General features: G+C 73.8%; 15 protein-coding genes. 9 read left to right on the forward strand and 6 right to left on the reverse strand.

What is annotated here, in order from left to right; translation table 11 throughout:
• Window positions 1-32 precede the first annotated feature (32 nt).
• Window positions 33-1,418, forward strand: a complete 1,386-nt coding sequence (locus tag XF36_RS07995; protein WP_060711493.1) for an FAD-dependent oxidoreductase — start codon at window positions 33-35, stop codon at window positions 1,416-1,418.
• Window positions 1,419-1,467: 49 nt separating this feature from the next.
• On the opposite strand, the gene XF36_RS08000 is transcribed toward XF36_RS07995, so the two are convergent.
• Window positions 1,468-1,779: a hypothetical protein gene (locus XF36_RS08000; RefSeq protein WP_060711494.1), complete on the reverse strand. Its 312-nt coding sequence runs from the start codon at window positions 1,777-1,779 to the stop codon at window positions 1,468-1,470.
• Between the two features lie 310 nt (window positions 1,780-2,089).
• Here XF36_RS08000 and XF36_RS08005 point away from each other — a divergent pair, with 310 nt between their 5' ends.
• Entirely contained in the window at window positions 2,090-2,368 is a 279-nt protein-coding gene (locus XF36_RS08005; protein ID WP_060711495.1) for an Lrp/AsnC family transcriptional regulator, read from the forward strand.
• Between the two features lie 112 nt (window positions 2,369-2,480).
• Here the strand turns inward: XF36_RS08005 and trpD are convergent, their stop codons facing one another.
• Both trpD and XF36_RS08015 read right to left on the reverse strand, forming a co-directional pair.
• The gene (trpD, locus tag XF36_RS08010) at window positions 2,481-3,521 is read right to left on the reverse strand and encodes an anthranilate phosphoribosyltransferase (RefSeq protein WP_145981301.1); all 1,041 of its coding nucleotides are present in this window, start codon (window positions 3,519-3,521) and stop codon (window positions 2,481-2,483) included.
• A 23-nt stretch (window positions 3,522-3,544) separates the two neighbouring features.
• Window positions 3,545-3,940: a response regulator gene (locus XF36_RS08015; protein WP_020625131.1), complete on the reverse strand. Its 396-nt coding sequence runs from the start codon at window positions 3,938-3,940 to the stop codon at window positions 3,545-3,547.
• Window positions 3,941-4,188: 248 nt separating this feature from the next.
• Here XF36_RS08015 and XF36_RS08020 point away from each other — a divergent pair, with 248 nt between their 5' ends.
• The 4 genes from XF36_RS08020 (at window position 4,189) to XF36_RS08035 (ending at window position 8,576) form a co-directional block, all read left to right on the forward strand.
• The gene (locus XF36_RS08020; protein ID WP_060711496.1) at window positions 4,189-4,800 is read left to right on the forward strand and encodes a cytochrome c oxidase subunit 3; all 612 of its coding nucleotides are present in this window, start codon (window positions 4,189-4,191) and stop codon (window positions 4,798-4,800) included.
• A 64-nt stretch (window positions 4,801-4,864) separates the two neighbouring features.
• Window positions 4,865-5,731: a c-type cytochrome gene (locus XF36_RS08025; protein WP_060711497.1), complete on the forward strand. Its 867-nt coding sequence runs from the start codon at window positions 4,865-4,867 to the stop codon at window positions 5,729-5,731.
• Window positions 5,728-6,864: a ubiquinol-cytochrome c reductase iron-sulfur subunit gene (locus XF36_RS08030; RefSeq protein ID WP_082375256.1), complete on the forward strand. Its 1,137-nt coding sequence runs from the start codon at window positions 5,728-5,730 to the stop codon at window positions 6,862-6,864. Before XF36_RS08025 ends, XF36_RS08030 begins: the two co-directional genes overlap by 4 nt.
• Complete coding sequence (locus XF36_RS08035) at window positions 6,861-8,576, forward strand: cytochrome b (protein WP_060711498.1); 1,716 nt, start codon at window positions 6,861-6,863, stop codon at window positions 8,574-8,576. Before XF36_RS08030 ends, XF36_RS08035 begins: the two co-directional genes overlap by 4 nt.
• 143 nt (window positions 8,577-8,719) lie before the next feature.
• On the opposite strand, the gene XF36_RS08040 is transcribed toward XF36_RS08035, so the two are convergent.
• The gene (locus XF36_RS08040) at window positions 8,720-10,465 is read right to left on the reverse strand and encodes a DEDD exonuclease domain-containing protein (protein ID WP_060711499.1); all 1,746 of its coding nucleotides are present in this window, start codon (window positions 10,463-10,465) and stop codon (window positions 8,720-8,722) included.
• Between the two features lie 148 nt (window positions 10,466-10,613).
• Between XF36_RS08040 and XF36_RS08045 the strand changes: the two genes are divergently transcribed.
• Window positions 10,614-12,107: an NYN domain-containing protein gene (locus XF36_RS08045; protein WP_060711500.1), complete on the forward strand. Its 1,494-nt coding sequence runs from the start codon at window positions 10,614-10,616 to the stop codon at window positions 12,105-12,107.
• 4 nt (window positions 12,108-12,111) lie between these two features.
• On the opposite strand, the gene XF36_RS08050 is transcribed toward XF36_RS08045, so the two are convergent.
• The gene (locus tag XF36_RS08050; protein WP_064485393.1) at window positions 12,112-12,441 is read right to left on the reverse strand and encodes a hypothetical protein; all 330 of its coding nucleotides are present in this window, start codon (window positions 12,439-12,441) and stop codon (window positions 12,112-12,114) included.
• Between the two features lie 397 nt (window positions 12,442-12,838).
• On the opposite strand from XF36_RS08050, the gene XF36_RS08055 reads away from it, so the two are divergent.
• Window positions 12,839-13,972 (forward strand): glycosyltransferase family 4 protein, encoded by a 1,134-nt coding sequence (locus tag XF36_RS08055; protein WP_060711501.1) that lies wholly within the window; start codon window positions 12,839-12,841, stop codon window positions 13,970-13,972.
• Window positions 13,973-14,023: 51 nt separating this feature from the next.
• Here the strand turns inward: XF36_RS08055 and XF36_RS08060 are convergent, their stop codons facing one another.
• A complete protein-coding gene (locus XF36_RS08060) occupies window positions 14,024-15,862 on the reverse strand; it encodes an AMP-dependent synthetase/ligase (protein WP_060711502.1) in 1,839 nt (612 codons plus the stop codon).
• Between the two features lie 207 nt (window positions 15,863-16,069).
• On the opposite strand from XF36_RS08060, the gene XF36_RS08065 reads away from it, so the two are divergent.
• The gene (locus XF36_RS08065; protein ID WP_060711503.1) at window positions 16,070-16,486 is read left to right on the forward strand and encodes a hypothetical protein; all 417 of its coding nucleotides are present in this window, start codon (window positions 16,070-16,072) and stop codon (window positions 16,484-16,486) included.

Consider the following 16,486-nt stretch of genomic DNA (forward strand, 5'->3'; position numbering starts at 1 on the left):
GTCGTCACCGTCCCCGGCTCGGAGGTGCGCACGTGTCGACCCCGCAGGTCCTCAGCCCACGACCCGCCCGGATCGCCGTCATCGGATCCGGACCGTCCGGCCTGTACACCGCGGAGGCGCTGCTGGCGGGGGACCCGGCGGTGCACGTGGACGTGATCGACCGGCTGCCCGCGCCCTACGGTCTGGTCCGCTACGGCGTCGCTCCCGACCACGTGAAGATGAAGTCGGTCATCCGGGCGCTGGTGCGGACCTTCGACGACAGCGACCGCGTCCGGTTCCTCGGCAACGTGCACGTCGGTCCCGGCGGCATCCCGGGGGAGGCGCTGCGGGAGCACTACCACGCCGTCGTGCACGCCACCGGCAGCGCGGTCGACCGCGACCTCGGCGTCCCGGGGGAGGATCTCGCGGGCTCGGTCGGGTCCGGGGCGTTCGTGTCCTGGTACTGCGGGCACCCCGACGCGGTGGGCCCCGGCCCGCTGCTCGACCGCCTCGGCGCGGTCGTGGTCGGCGCCGGGAACGTCGCCGTCGACGTGGCGCGGGTCCTTGCCCGCCCCGCCGAGGACCTCGCCGCCACCGACGCGCACGACGCGGTGCTCGACGCACTGCGGGCGAGCGCGGTCACCGACGTGCACGTGTTGGTCCGGCGTGACCCGCCGCACGTGAAGTTCACCCCTGCCGAGCTGCGCGGTCTCGGGGGTCTCGACGACGTCGACGTCGTGGTGCACGACGACGGCCTGCTCGCCGCGGGCGTCGCCGAGCCGGAGGAACGGCGGATGCGCCAGAACATCGAGATGCTCACCGAATGGGCCGCCCGGTCCGCGACCGGTGCGCGCCGGTGCATCCACCTGCGGTTCCTGCGGTCGCCGGTCCGGCTCGTCGACGACGGCACCGGCCGGGTCGGCGCCGTCGTGGTCGAACGCAACGCCGTCGACGCCGACGGCCGGGTGCACGGCACGGGTGAGGTCGAGACCGTGGAGGCGGGCCTGGTCGTGCGGGCCATCGGCTATGCGGGCGAGCCCATCGAGGGGCTGCCGTTCGACCCGGCGACCGGCACCGTCCCGAACGAGGCCGGACGGGTGCTGCTCGGCGGGGAGCCCGTGCGCGGCAGCTACGTGGCCGGGTGGATCAAGCGGGGCCCGACCGGGGTGATCGGCACCAACAAGGGCGACGGCGCACAGACCGCGGAGTCGGTGCTGGCCGACCTGCCGGACCTGGCGACGCCGCCGCGGCCGGGTGGCGACGCCGTCGTCGAGCGGATGCGCTCCTACGGCGTCGACCCCGTGCTGTGGGAGGACTGGCTGCGTCTCGACGCCGCCGAGATCGCCCTCGGGGAGTGGCGCGGCGGCACCGAACGGGTCAAGATCGCGGACCGGGCCGAGATGCTCGACGCGGCCCGCAGCCGCAGCTCACGGCCGTAGCGGCCGCGGGCCCGTAGCCTCGGTGCTGGTCAGTCCGGCTCAGTCCGGCTCAGTACGGGTCGACGGCCAGGACGCAGGGCATGGCGCCCATGCCGCGGGTGAAGTCGTCGGCCTCGTCGGGCGTCATCGACAGGGTGCAGGTGACCGAGCTGTAGGCGACGCCCTCACGGACGTCGACGCAGAACTCGCGCAGCGTGCGGCCACAGCTCTGCAGCGCCGAGGCGATCTGCATGACCCCGGCCATCCCGTCGCCGGTGACGACGGTGTGCCGGCGGGGCATCCGGGACGCGATGTCCGCGGCGCCACCGGTACCGGTGGGGAAGGAGAAGGTGGTGGTGGGGCGGTCGGCGGTGATGCTCATGATCGTGCGGCTCCGTGCGTTGCGCGAGAGAGAAGCGGGAACGCGAGCCAGGTCTCGAAGATCCTCACCGCGGTGTGCGGGAGGAAAGCGCCGGGATTGCGGCGCGGGCGCGTCGGCGGCCTGGATCAGCCGACGCGCAGTGCTACTACCGCGGGAATGAGTGCGGGCAGCGCTGCGGCCGGAGCAAGGGTGTGCTCGACGGTGCGCATGACGGTGACAGTAGCAACCGGATGCGGCCTGCGCCACAGGGGATGCCCCCACGTAGCCTGACCGGTGTCCGCCACGCCCTGACCCGAGGGGGAGCCCCACCGTGATCACCGCGATCGTCCTGGTGCACACCGCCGCCGACCGGATCCCCGAGACCGCGCAGGCCATCGCGGACCTCGACGGCGTGTCGGAGGTCTACTCCTGTGCCGGCGACGTGGACCTGATCGCGATCGTCAAGGTGCGCGAGCACGAGCAGCTCGCCGACGTGATCGCCAGCCGGCTCAGCCGGATCGACGGCGTCGTCGGGACCGACACGCACATCGCGTTCCGGTCCTACTCCAAGGCCGACACCGACGCGGCCTTCGCCATCGGCCTCGACTGAGCACCGTCCCGGCCCGCGGTACCGTCGCGGGCCGGGACGGCGGACGACGCTGCACGAACGAACCGGCCGGACCGCCCGGGCCGCGGTCCCGTGGACGGTGGTGCCGGTTCCCTCAGGCGGCCAGCTCGGTGGACAGCGCCGCCCAGCGGGTGAGCAGGTCGGACGCGGCGCCGGAGTCCACGGCCGCGGCGACGGCGTCGAGCGCGTCCCCGATCGCGGCCGTGAGGTCGGTGCCGATCCCGCGGTGCGCGGCGAGCGCGCCCGCGGCGTTGAGCAGCACCGCGTCGCGCACCGGGCCGCTCTTGCCGGCCACCAGGTCGCGGACCACGGCGGCGTTGACCTGCCGGGTGCCGCCGCGCAGGTCCTCGGCGGTGACCACGCCGACCCCGAGGTCGGCCGGGTCGAGCCGCTCCTCGCGGACGGTGCCGCCGTCGCTGATCCAGACGGTGCTGCGCCCGGTGGTGGTCAGCTCGTCGAGCCCGTCGTCGCCGCGCACCACCAGCACCGACTTGCCGCGCCGGGCGAAGACCTCGGCCATCGTCGCGGCGTGCCGCGGGTCGGCGCAGCCGATCAGACCGGTCTCGGGCTGGGCCGGGTTGGACAGCGGCCCGAGCAGGTTCATCGCGGTCGGCACCCCGAGCTCGCGACGGACCCCGCCGGCGTAGCGCATGGCGGGGTGGAAGGACTGGGCGAAGCAGAACGCGATCCCCAGCTCCGCGGCACACCGCTCGACCGCGGCCGGGGTCAGCTCGATCGCGACACCCAGCTCCTCGAGCACGTCGGCCGTCCCGCACTGCGACGACGCCGCGCGCCCGCCGTGCTTGACGACCGGCGCACCCGCCGCCGCGACGACGATCGCCGCCATCGTGGAGATGTTCACCGTGTGCGCCTGGTCCCCGCCGGTGCCGACGACGTCGACCGAACGGCCAGGCACGTGCACCCGCACCGCGTGGGCGAGCATCGCGTCGGCCATGCCCGAGATCTCCGCGGGCGTCTCGCCCTTCGCGCGCAGTGCGACGAGGAACCCGGCGAGCTGCGCCGGGGTCGCCTCCCCGGCGAAGACCTGACCCATCGCCCAGGTCGCCTCGTCGGCGGTGACGTCCTCGCCACGCATCAGGCGGCCGATCACGGAGGGCCAGGTGGGTGCGCTCACGACGTGAGGTGTCCTCTGTCTCGCTACTGCTGCTGGGTCAGGGTGCCGGGTCGGTGGTCGCGCAGGACCTGGGCGACCACCTCGGCCGCCTCGATCGGGTCGAGCGGGTGCACCAGCACGGCGTCCGCCTCCGACCAGGTGGCGAGCCAGCGGTCGTCCCGGCGGCGGACGGTCAGCACGATCGGCGGGCAGTCGACGATCTCGTGACGCAGCTGCTTGGCCACGCCCATCCCGCCGGTCGGCTGGGCCTCGCCGTCGAGGACCAGCAGGTCGGCCTCACCCGCGTCGCAGGCCGCGAGGACCTCGGCGATTCCAGCCGCCTCCACCCAGCGCACCCGGCCCACGTCCGGCGCGGGTCGCCGCCCGACCGCCTCGATGATGCTCTCGCGGACCTCGGGACGGTGGCTGTAGACCAGCACCGTGCTGGTCCCAGTCCCCGACCCGGCCGCGCTGCCGATCTCTGCCGCTCGTCCGCTCACGCCGGCGATACTAGGGGAACCTCCCGACACCCCCGAACGTTGTCGTGTCGGCGATCCGGGCCGGGGCCGCGTGGCGGCCGCTCCGTCGGCCCGACCAGGCGATGAGTTCCCGATCATCGGGTCCGTTCGCCGATCGTGATGCGGTGAGGGGTATCCCGACAAGCCGTAGAAGTTCGGCTCGGGTCATAATGCCCGACGTGACGACAGCGGCACCCAACATCAGCGCGCGGATCCATTCGCTGAACCGCCCCAACCTGGTCAGCATCGGCACCATCGTCTGGCTCTCCAGCGAGCTGATGTTCTTCGCCGGGCTGTTCGCGATGTACTTCACCGCGCGGGCGCAGAACGACGGTCCCTGGCCGCCACCGCCCACCGAGCTCAACGTCCCGTACGCGCTCACGATCACGATCATCCTGGTCGCGTCCTCGTTCACCTGCCAGTTCGGCGTGTTCGCCGCCGAACGCGGCGACGTCTTCGGCCTGCGCCGCTGGTACGTCGTGACGCTGGTGATGGGCACGATCTTCGTCCTCGGCCAGGCCTACGAGTACCTCGTCCTGGTGGAGGAGCACGCGACGACGATCTCGTCCAGCTCCTACGGGTCGGTCTTCTACCTGGCGACCGGCTTCCACGGTCTGCACGTGGTCGGCGGCCTCGTCGCGTTCGTGTACCTGATCATCCGCACGAAGCTCAGCAAGTTCACGCCCGCCCAGGCCACCGCGGCGATCGTGGTGTCCTACTACTGGCACTTCGTCGACGTGGTGTGGATCGGGCTGTTCGCCACGATCTACTTCATCCGCTGACCGATCGCGCCGCCCGTCCCCTGACAGCACCCGCCACGACGTCGAGGTTGGAAGACCCCCAGCGATGACCGAGAACCAGAACCCACCACCGGTCGAACGGCCGGACGAGAAGGCCGGGGGCCGCACCCGTCCGCACGGCAAGGTGAAGCGCCGCATCGCCGGCGCCCTCGCCATCGGGCTGGGCCTGCTGTCCGTCGGTTTCCTCTACGCCGCCTTCGCGCCGCAGCCGCAGGTCGCCCAGGCCCAGCAGGACACCGCGCTGATCGCCAAGGGCGAGCAGCTCTACAACAACACCTGCATCACGTGCCACGGCGCGAACCTGCAGGGCGTCGAGGACCGCGGCCCGAGCCTGATCGGCGTCGGAGACGCCGCGGTGTACTTCCAGGTGTCCTCGGGGCGTATGCCGATGGCGCGCCAGGAGGCCCAGGCCGCCCGCAAGCACCCGCTGCCGATCTTCGACCCGGAGACGCAGGAGGGCCGGGCGAACCTCGAGGCGCTGGGCGCGTTCATCCAGGCCAACGGCGGTGGCCCGGTCACGCCGGCCGCCCGCGGCGAGGCGCTGCGCGGCGACGACCCCGGTCGCGGCGGCGTGCTGTACCGCCTGAACTGCGCGTCCTGCCACAACTTCACCGGTGTCGGCGGCGCGCTGTCGTCCGGCAAGTACGCTCCCGCGCTCGAGCCGGCCAACGAGGAGCAGATCTACACCGCGATGCAGACCGGCCCGCAGAACATGCCGCGCTTCTCCGACCAGCAGCTCACGCCTCAGGAGAAGCAGGACATCATCGCGTACATCAAGTCGGTGAACCACGCCAACGACCCGGGCGGCTACGCGCTGCTGGGTCTCGGCCCGACGGCCGAGGGTGTCTTCATCTTCGCCGTCGTGATGTCCGGTCTCGTCGGGTTCGCGATCTGGCTGGGGGCGAAGAGTTGAGCAGCGAAGTCAGCACCGGGTCGGACCGCCGTCCGACCAAGGACGAGCTCGACGCGATGTCGCCCGAGCAGCTCGCCCGCCTGGCGGGTGAGCTCGACGAGGTCGAGGTCGTGCACAACACGCCCGCGTTCCCGATCCCGGGGACCCGTGCGGAGAAGCGCGCCGAGCGTTCGGTCGCGCTGTGGTTCCTCATCTCGGCGATCTCGATGCTCGCCTTCGTGGTCGCCTTCATCTGGTGGCCGTGGGAGTACGTCAACGTCGGCGAGCCCGGCCACGAGCTGTACACCCTGTACACGCCGGTGATCGGGTTCACCTTCGGGTTCGCGGTGCTCGCGATCGGCATCGCGGTCATCCAGATGGTCAAGAAGCTGTTCCCCGCGGAGACCGCGGTCCAGCAGCGTCACGACGGCCCGTCCACCGACGTCGACCGCGCCACCTTCCTGGCCCAGGTCGCCGACGCGGGCAAGGGCACGACGATCGGCCGTCGTAAGCTGATCATCCGCAGCGCCGGGCTGGCGGCGGCCGTCGCCGGTATCGGCACCGGTGTCGTCGCGCTCGGCGGCATCATCCGGAACCCGTGGGCCGAGGGTGAGAACGCCCCGCTGTGGCACACCGGCTGGCGTCCGGAGAACGGCGAGACGGTCTACCTGCGCACCGACACCGGCATCCTCTCCGAGATCGCCCGTGTGCGACCCGAGGACATGGAGCCGGGCGCGATGATGACGGTCTTCCCGTACCGCGAGAGCGAGCGGGGCAACGAGGAGGAGCTGCTGCACGCGCAGCGCGCCTCGGACGCGTCGGTCATGCTCATCCGTCTCCGCCCCGGGACCGAGGTCACGAAGCGCCCCGGTCAGGAGAACTTCAACTACGGTGACTTCTACGCCTGGTCGAAGGTCTGCACCCACCTCGGATGCCCGACCTCGCTGTTCCAGGCGCAGGACAACCGCATTCTCTGCCCGTGCCACCAGTCGCAGTTCCTGGCCACCCAGGATGCCGAGCCCGTCTTCGGGCCGGCCGCCCGGCCGTTGCCCCAGCTGCCGATCACGGTGAACGAGGAGGGCTTCTTCGTCGCCCGCAGCGACTTCGTGGAGCCCGTCGGACCCGCGTTCTGGGAGAGGCCGAAGACGACATGAGTTCGATCACGACACCCACCACCTCCTCAGGGGGCCTCGCGGCCAAGGGCGGCGAAGCACTCGACCAGGCGGACCAGCGGTACCACGCGGCCGCGGGTCTGCGGAAGCAGTTCAACAAGGTCTTCCCGACCCACTGGTCGTTCATGCTGGGCGAGATCGCCCTGTACAGCTTCATCATCGTGCTGCTGTCGGGCACCTACCTGGCGCTGTTCTTCGACCCCTCCATGCAGGAGGTCGTCTACAACGGGCCGTACGACCCGCTGCGCGGCGTGCACATGTCGCGTGCCTACGAGTCCGCCCTGGAGATCTCGCTCGAGGTCCGCGGCGGGCTGTTCATGCGCCAGCTGCACCACTGGGCGGCGCTGCTGTTCGTCGCGGCGATGATCATCCACATGTTCCGGGTGTTCTTCACCGGAGCGTTCCGCAAGCCGCGCGAGGCCAACTGGACCATCGGGATCGTGCTGATCCTGCTGGGCACCTTCGCCGGCTTCACCGGCTACTCCCTGCCGGACGACCTGCTCTCCGGTGTGGGTCTGCGCATCGCCTCGGGCATCACGCTGACCGTGCCGATCATGGGCACCTGGGTGCACTGGGCGCTGTTCGGCGGCGAGTTCCCCGGGACCGAGATCATCCCGCGGCTCTACATCATCCACGTGCTGATCCTGCCCGGGATCATCCTCGCGCTGATCGCCGTGCACCTCGGGCTGGTGTGGTACCAGAAGCACACCCAGTTCCCCGGCCCCGGCCGGACCGAGAACAACGTCGTCGGCGTGCGGATCATGCCGCAGTTCGCGGCGAAGGGCGGCGCGTTCTTCTTCGTCGTCGCCGGTGTGCTGGCGCTGATCTCGGGGCTGTTCCAGATGAACCCCATCTGGCACCTCGGCCCGTACGACGCCTCGCACATCTCCGCCGGGTCGCAGCCGGACTTCTACATGCTGTGGTCCGAGGGCATGGGCCGGATCTTCCCGCCGTGGGAGTTCTACCTGTTCGGGACGTACACGATCCCGGCGGCGTTCATCCCCACCGCGGGCTTCCTGCCGGTGCTGTTCGTGCTCGCGGGTGCCTACCCGTCGATCGAGCGGCGCTTCACCGGCGACGACGCGATCCACAACCTGCTGCAGCGCCCGCGCGACGTGCCGGTCCGGACCGCGCTCGGTGCGATGGCGATCTCGTTCTACCTGTGGCTCGTGATGTGCGGGTTCAACGACTGGATCTCGTACTTCTTCCACATCTCGCTGAACGCGACGACGTGGGCCGGCCGCATCGGTCTGCTCGTCGTGCCGCCGATCGTGTACTGGGTGGCCTACCGCTGGTGCATCGGTCTGCAGCGGTCGGACCGCGCGGTGTTGGAGCACGGCATCGAGACGGGCATCATCAAGCGGCTCCCGCACGGTGAGTTCATCGAGGTGCACCAGCCACTGGGTGGCGTCGACGCGCACGGCCACGCCATCCCGCTGGAGTACCAGGGCGCCTCGGTGCCCAAGCGGATGAACCAGCTGGGCTCGGCGGGTGAGCCGGTCTCCGGTTCGCTGCTCACGCCCGACCCGGTCGAGGAGTCCCGTGCGCTGGCCGCGGCCCGCCACGAGGCCCACGAGCGCGAGCTCGAGGAGTCGCGCCGGCGTCACGAGGCGCGGGCGGAGCTCGAGTCCGGGCACGGTGAGCTCGCGGGCCGCCCAGACGACGGTGGTCGTCCGCAGCAGCCACGCGACTGAGCACGGCCCGGGCCTCGGCCCGGAAGCACTCCACGGCGGCCCCGCCGGAGACACCGTCTCCGGCGGGGCCGCCGTCGTGCGTGCGGCCTCCCTGCGGCCTCCCTGCGGCCTCGGTACGGCCTCCGTGCAGTCTCCGTGCGACCTCAGACCCCGGCCGGTTCGTCGGGGGAGCGGTCACCGGTGCGGTGCGAGGCCTCCCGGGCCCGCTCGGCCCAGGTGCGCCAGGCGCCCCCGCCCCGCGCCGGCTCCGCCCACGGCGGGTCGCAGTGCACCAGCCGGGTCCCGCCGCTGGTGAGCCAGCGGTGCAGGATCCGGACCTCCTCCGACGGGGCCCCGCGCAGCGGCCCGTCGCCCGGCAGGACCGTCTGCGCGCCGGCCCGCAACGCCTCGACGACCGGCATCGGCCGCACCCCGCGCGGCGCGGTGCCCGCCGCGGCGAGCCGTCCGTGCCCCAGCACGGCGAGCTCCCAGCCGCCCCGGCCGTCGGGCCGGGCGCCGACCAGCTCGTCGATCCCGGCGAGCGCGGCCAGGGTGGTGCCCCGGTCGACCCCGGCGGCCAGCGTGGCCAGCCGGTCCCGGGCCCGTGCGGCGGCCTCGTAGCGCCCGCCGGCGGACCGGTCGTCGACCTCGGCGGCCAGCACCCGCAGCGGGCCGTCGTCCCTGCCCGTGACGAGGTGGCCCCAGGCGTGCACGGCGGGCGCGTAGTCCTCGGCCGGCTGTAGACCGGCGCACGGCGCGGCGCAGCGGCCCAGCTCGTGCAGAGCGCACGGTGTCGCCGACGGGTTCCGGGCCGGGATGCGGATCGTGCACCGGCGCAGCGGCAGCGCGTCCAGCGCGGCGTCGAGCACGTCGGTCGCGGCCCGCTGCGACCCGAACGGGCCCAGGGCGCCCGCCCGCGGGGTGGCGACGACCGACAGCCGCGGGAACGCCTCCGCCGTCGGCACCACCCAGTAGGCCCGGCCGGGGTTGCGCGAGCGCCGGTTGTACGGCGGGCGGTGCGCGGCGATGAGGGCCAGCTCGCGCACCGAGGCCTCCAGGGAGTGCGCGCAGACCACCGTGTCGACCTTCTCGGCGCGGGCGAGCATGTCCCGGACCCGGCGGCGCTTCTCCCCGGCGGTGAAGTACGACCGCACCCGTCGGTGCAGGTCACCGCTGGTGCCGACGTAGAGCACCTGGCCGTCGCCGCCGCGGAACAGGTACACCCCGGGCGCGGAGGGCACGTCGTTCGCCAGATGCCTGCGGCGGCGCTGGGTGGTGGTGGGCCGGTGCGGGGCCCGGTCCCGCACGAGCTGCAGCAGCTCCTCCAGGCTCTGCACGCCCAGGTTCCCGATCCGCTCCAGCAGGTGGTGCAGCACCTCGACGGTCGCCCTGGCGTCGGTCAGCGCCCGGTGGTCCGGGGTGGTGGCACACCCGAAGTGCCGGGCCAGGACGCCCAGCTTCACGCTGGGGCACTCGGCGTGCGGCAGCACGGCACGGGCGAGCCGCGCGGTGCACAGGACCGGGGGGCCGGGCCAGGGACGGTCGAGGCGCTCGCAGGCGGCCTTGAGGAATCCGGCGTCGAACGGGGCGTTGTGCGCCACCAGGACCGAGCCCCGGAGCATGTCCAGCACCGACGGCAGGACCGCGCCCAGCGGCGGTGCGCCGTGCAGCATCGCCGTGGTGATGCCGGTCAGGCGAGTGATGTCGGCCGGGATCCGCACGCCCGGGTCGACCAGGGTGCCGAACTCGGAGATCCGGCTGCCGCCGCGGACGGCGACGGCGCCGACCTCGGTGATCGCGTCGGTCCGGTGGCTGCCGCCGGTCGTCTCGAGGTCCACCACGCAGAAGGTGACGTCGCGTAGCGGCGTGCCCAGCTCGTCGAAGGTGAGCTGCGGGGAGCAGGAGGTCACGTCCGCACCGTAGCCGTCGGGTCCGACAGTATGTTCGAACGCCCGGCCGGGGCCCGGGCGGGCGCGGCGCCGCCACCGATCGGGCACGCCCCGTACGGGGACGGCCGCGCCGACGGCGGTCCGGGGCGGGCGGGGATAACCTGGAGAGATGGCGCACGACGACACGGAGCGACCGGAGCCCACGCGCTCCGGGCCGCCGTCGTGCGCCGAGGACGGTACCCGTGACGGGGAGGGCCCCGGCGGACCGGCCGCGGGCGACTGGCCGGAGCTGCCCGCCCCGCTGCGGGCCCGGCTCGCGGAGATCGCGGGCACCGCGCTGGGCGGGCTGCCGCCCGGGGAGGTCCCCACCCCGCTGCGCCGCTTCGCCCGGTTCACCCCCGCCAAGCGGGCCCGCCTCGGCGGGCAGGTGCTGGTGGCCCGGCTCCAGCAGGACGCGGCGTTCCGGGCCGCGGTGGTGGCCTGGTGGGCCGAGAACCGGCCCGGTGAGCTGGAGCTCCCCGAGACCTCCACGCCACGGCCCACCGACGACCCGTCCCCGGACGGGACCGGCGCGCCCGCCGGCGACGCCGGAGCCGCGGAGGGGGCCGGGCCGCTGCCCGCGCCCGTCGACAAGCTCGATGCGGCCGCGGTCGCGCTGCTCACCGCCGACCCGCTCGCGGACCGGCGGGTCGCCGAGGTGGGACAGACCGCGGACTTGGCGAACCTGCGCGCCGAGCGCGACGAGGCACTGGCCAAGGTCGACAAGCTCACCGCCGAGCTCGAACGGGCCCGTGCGGAGCTGGTCGAGGAACGGGAGCGGGCCCGCATGCTCGTCGGCGAGCGGGAGACCGAGTACCAGCAGATGCGCCGCCGGGTCAGCGACCAGGGTGCCCGGCTGCGTGCCGCGCTCGACGCCCGCAGCGAGCTGGAGGCGGAGGTCGCGCGGCTGCGCGGCGGCGTCGACGAGGAGCTCGCCCGGGCCCGCGCCGAGACCGCCGCCGAGCGCGAGCGTGCCGACCGGGAACGCCGCAGGGCCGAGGCCGCAGCCGGTCAGGTCGCCGCCGCCCGCCAGGCCGCCCGCGAGGCCCGTCGCGGCGACGAGGTGCGCCTGGAGCTGCTGCTCGACACCGTCAGCGGCGCGATCTCGGGCCTGCGCCGCGAGCTCGACGTCGGCGCGGGCGGACCGCGGCCGGCGGACCTGGTCGCGGGCACGGGCGACCGCGCGGCGGGCGCACGCGCCGCGGCACCCGTCGACGGGCTGGCCGCGCTGGACGCGCTGCTGAGCGTGCCGTCGGTGCACCTCATCGTCGACGGCTACAACGTCAGCAAGACCGGCTACCCGGACCTGCCGCTGGCCGACCAGCGCTCCCGGCTGGTGGCCCAGCTCAGCGCCCTGGGCGCCCGCACCGGGGCCGAGATCACCGTGGTGTTCGACGGCGCCGCGGTGATCGCCGCGCCGGTGCGCGGCAGCCGCGGGGTGCGGGTGCTGTTCAGCGACGCCGGAGTGATCGCCGACGACGTCGTCCGCGATCTCGTCGCCGCCGAACCGGCGGGCAGGCCGCTGCTGGTGGCGACCTCGGACCAGGAGCTCGTGCGCTCGGTGCGCCGCCGGGGCGCGCACACCGTGGCGTCCGCGGTGCTGCTGCGCCGCCTCGGCGGCTGACCGGTCACCCCACGTCACGGTGCCGGGTCCGGCGCCCGGCCGGCGGGACCACCGGCATCGGCAGCGTGGTGCGTGCCGGTGTGCCCGGCTCGACCAGGCGCAGGTGCGGGATGAGGCCGCCCTCGGCCAGCACCTGCAACGCCCGGCGCTCCGGCTCGGCGAACTCCACCGGGGCCCCGGCCGTGGCCACGCTCGTGTCCACCGAGCCGGCCGGCAGGTCGACGGGGAGATAGGGGATCGGTCGGTCGTCCTCCGGGACCTCCAGCAGCACCCCGATGACGCAGTCACCGCACGCGGCACCGCGGACCTCGCAGCGATCGCAGTCGACGATCATGGCTCCTCCTTCGTCGGACCCGAGGTGGTCGAGTACCGCGGACGCTAGGGGAGGGGTCCGACAGAATGGCCGCGCCGGAGAAATGCCGGGCCGGACCGTCACCGTGGGCGGCCGCGCTCGTTCACCTGAACAGCACGACATCCTCACCTGCTGTCCCGTCGAGCGACCGGCACCACTCCTGCGGAGCAGTGCCACGCCGGCGGGCGACCGTTCCGGTCACGCAGCGGTGAGGACGCGGAACTCGTCCGCTCCCCGGAGTGTCGGACGGCGGCCCGCATCCCCGACGCGCCGTGCGCGTGCGGAGCCGCCGTCCCGACCCCGCCGCTCCGATCCCTCTGCCCGGTCCGCCGGCGACCACCGGGGGCCGCCACCCCGTCGGGGACTAGCGTCGCCGACCGTGGCGCGCACGCTGCTGGTGACCAACGACTTCCCGCCCCGCCCCGGCGGCATCCAGTCCTACCTGTCCGACCTCGCCCGCGCGCTCCCGCCGGACACCCTCGCCGTCCACGCCCCTGTCTGGCGCGGCGACGCCGCCCACGACGCCGGGCTGCCGTTCCCCGTGCACCGGCACCGGTCGTCGCTGATGCTGCCGGTCCCCGAGGTCGCCCGGCGCGCCGCGGAGCTGGCCCGCGAGCACGACGCCCGGACCGTCTGGTTCGGCGCGGCCGCGCCGCTGGGGCTGCTCGGCCCGTACCTGCGCCGCCACGCGGGGGTGGAGCGGGTCGTCGCCACCACGCACGGCCACGAGGTCGGCTGGTCGATGCTGCCCGGCGCGCGCCGGGCGCTGCACCGGATCGGCCGGGACGCCGACGTCGTCACCACGGTCTCGCGCTGGACCCGCGGCCGGCTCGCCGGTGCGCTCGGCCCGGACGCGGCCGTCGAGGTCCTGCCGCCGCCGGTGGACACCGTGCGCTTCGCGCCCGACCCGGCCGCCCGCGCCGCGGTCCGGGCCCGCTACCGGCTCGGGGACGCGCCGGTGGTGTCGTGCGTGTCCCGGCTGGTGCCGCGCAAGGGTCAGGACGTGCTGGTCGCGGCGTTGCCGAGGATCCGGGCGCGGGTGCCGGGCGCCCGGCTGCTGCTCGTCGGCGGCGGGCCCTACCGGGACCGGCTGCGCGCACTGGCGGCCCGGGCCGGGGTCGCCGACGCCGTGGTGTCCACCGGCGGGGTGCCGGCCGCCGAGCTCGCCGCGCACCAGGCCGCCGGGGACGTGTTCGCCCTGCCGTGCCGCACCCACCTGGGCGGGCTCGACGTCGAGGGGCTGGGGATCGCGCTGCTGGAGGCCGCGGCGTCGGGACTGCCCGTCGTCGCGGGCGACTCCGGCGGAGCACCGGAGACCGTCGAGGACGGCGTGACCGGCCATGTCGTGGCGGGACGGGACGTCGCCGACCGGGTCGCGGACCTGCTCGCCGATCCCGCCCGCGCGACGGCGATGGGTCGCGCCGGGCGGGCCCGCGTCCGTCGGCTTTGGGGCGGACCGTCGTCGGCGGCGCGGCTGCACGGCTTCCTGACCGGCGACGACGGGCCGCGCTGAGCGGCGCGACCCGCCGTCGCCGGGAGGAGGGGCGCCGGTGGAGGGTCAGCCCTAGTCGGAGGTGGTCCCCGCGTAGAGCGCCTCGATCTCGTCGGAGTAGGACTCCACGACGACCTTGCGCTTGACCTTCATCGTCGGCGTCAGCTCGCCGCCCGCCTCGCTGAAGTCGTGCGGCAGGATCGTGAACTTGCGGATCTGCTCGGCCCGCGAGACGGCCTGGTTGGCGTCCTCGACCGCGGCCGCGATCTCGCCGCGCAGCTCCGGGTCGTCGACGAGGTCGGCGGCCGAGCTCCCGTCGCCGGCGGGCTTGCCGTTGCGTTCGCGCCAGCCCGGCAGGGCGTCCGGGTCGATCGTGACCAGCGCGGAGATGAACGGCTTCTGGTCGCCGATCACGATGCACTGCCCGACCAACGGGTGCGCCCGCAGGCGGTCCTCGAGCACGGCCGGGGCGACGTTCTTGCCGCCCGCGGTGACGATGATCTCCTTCTTGCGGCCGGTGATCGTGAGGAAGCCGCCGTCGTCGAGCTCGCCGATGTCACCGGAGTGGAACCAGCCGTCGGACTCCAGGGCCTCGGCCGAGGCCTCCTCGTTGTCCCAGTAGCCGCGGAAGACGATGTCGCCGCGCAGCATGATCTCGCCGTCGGAGGCGATCCCGACCGCGCAGCCGGGCACCGGGCGTCCGACCGAGCCGACCCGCTGGGCGTCGAGGGTGTTCAGGGTGATGCCCGCGGTGGTCTCGGTCAGGCCGTAGCCCTCCAGGACCGGCAGGCCGATGCCGCGGAAGAAGTGGCCGAGCCGCGCACCCAGCGGCGCCGATCCCGACACCGCAGCCTTGACGTTCCCGCCGACGGCGGCGCGCAGCTTGCCGTAGACGAGCTTGTCGAACAGCGCGTGCCGGGCCTTGAGCAGCAGCCCCGGGCCGCCCGCGTCGAGCGCCTCGGAGTAGGCGATCGCGGTGGCGGCGGCGGCGTCGAAGATCTTCCCCTTGCCGTCGTTGTGCGCCTTGAGCCGGGCCCCGTTGTAGACCTTCTCGAACACCCGCGGCACGGCGAGCAGGAAGGTCGGCCGGAACTCCGCCAGATCGGGCAGCAGGTTCTTGACGTCGGGGGTGTGCCCGACGACGGTGCGGGTGGCCAGGCAGCCGCACTGGATGGCCTTGCCGAACACGTGCGCGAGCGGCAGGAACAGCAGCACCGAGTCGCCCGGCTCGAACAGGTTCGGGATCGTCGCGGCGATCGTCCGGATCTCGGAGAGCATGTTCCGGTGGGTGAGCTCGCAGCCCTTGGGCCGGCCGGTCGTGCCCGAGGTATAGATCAGGGTGCACAGGTCGTCGGCGCGCACCGCGCTCCGGCGCTCGTGGACCACGACGTCCGGGGTGTCCGAGCCCAGGCCGCGCAGCTGCTCCACCGCCGAGGGGGCGTCCGGCGCCGACCCGGCGGGCTCGATCTGCCACACGGTGCGCAGCGACGGCAGGTCCCCGCGGACCTTCTCCAGCGCGGCGGCGTGGTCGGCGGTCTCGACGACGATCCCGACCGCGCCGGAGTTCGACACGATCCAGGAGATCTGGTCCGGTGAGGAGGTCTCGTAGATCGGGACGGTGACCCCGCCCGCGGCGAGGATCGCGTAGTCGAACAGGGTCCACTCGTACCGGGTCCGCGACAGCAGCGCGACGCGGTCCCCGGCCTGCACGCCCGCGGCGATCAGCCCGGCCGCGATCCGGGTGACCTGCTCGGCGAACTCGGCCGCAGTCACCTCCGACCAGGTCCCGTCCGTGGCCTTGCGGCGGTAGAGCACGTCCGACGGGTGCTGTGCGGCATTGTCGAACACGGCGTCCGAGAGCGATTCCTCGTCTCCCACTGACACCGCGGCGGGAACGCTGTACTCACGCACGGGGATCGACCTCCTGGCGGCCTCGACAGGCTGAGAACACGGTCGCCGCGACGGCTGCGGCGACACCTTCCGGCAGAACCTACCGGAGAGTAGGGGCCGCGTACATCGAACCGGACATAGCGGATCGACGAGCTGATCCGCCGGTCCGGCCAGGCCCGCGACGGTACCCGTGACCGGGGCCGTCGCACGGGGTGGCACGCTGACCGGGTGCCCGCGATCGACGTGATCGACGAGACCTTCCTGGCCGTGCCCCGCGAGCGGGTCGCGGCGGAGTTCGCCGACCCGGCCCGGTGGCCGTCGTACTGGCCCGACCTGCGTCCCGAGGTCGCACACGACCGCGGACCGGCCGGGCTGCGCTGGACCGTGACCGGCGCGCTGGTGGGGACCATGGAGGTCTGGTGCGAGCCCGAGGGCGACGGCACCGTCCTGCACTTCTTCCTGCGCGCGGACCCGCACGGCCCGCCGCCCCGCGGGCGGCTGCGGCGCCGCCGGTGGCTGCGCGCGGAGTCCGACCGGCGGCATCGCGCGTTCAAGGCGCACGCCTTCGCGCTCAAGCGACGCCTGGACGGCGGGCGCCCGGCGGGCGTCGCGCCGTCGGCGTTCCGGCCGGCCCGGACGGCCTGA

This window comes from Pseudonocardia sp. HH130629-09 (genome assembly GCF_001294645.1).
In the GTDB taxonomy this organism is placed as follows: domain Bacteria; phylum Actinomycetota; class Actinomycetes; order Mycobacteriales; family Pseudonocardiaceae; genus Pseudonocardia.

What these genes read in the sequence shown, in the direction of transcription:
- XF36_RS08045 (WP_060711500.1), top strand. Translation starts at nt 10,614, where the DNA reads ATGGCGCACGACGACACGGAGCGACCGGAGCCCACGCGCTCCGGGCCG.
- XF36_RS08025 (WP_060711497.1), top strand. Translation starts at nt 4,865, where the DNA reads ATGACCGAGAACCAGAACCCACCACCGGTCGAACGGCCGGACGAGAAG.
- XF36_RS08020 (WP_060711496.1), top strand. Translation starts at nt 4,189, where the DNA reads ATGCCCGACGTGACGACAGCGGCACCCAACATCAGCGCGCGGATCCAT.
- XF36_RS08050 (WP_064485393.1), bottom strand. Translation starts at nt 12,441, where the DNA reads ATGATCGTCGACTGCGATCGCTGCGAGGTCCGCGGTGCCGCGTGCGGT.
- XF36_RS08035 (WP_060711498.1), top strand. Translation starts at nt 6,861, where the DNA reads ATGAGTTCGATCACGACACCCACCACCTCCTCAGGGGGCCTCGCGGCC.
- XF36_RS08000 (WP_060711494.1), bottom strand. Translation starts at nt 1,779, where the DNA reads ATGAGCATCACCGCCGACCGCCCCACCACCACCTTCTCCTTCCCCACC.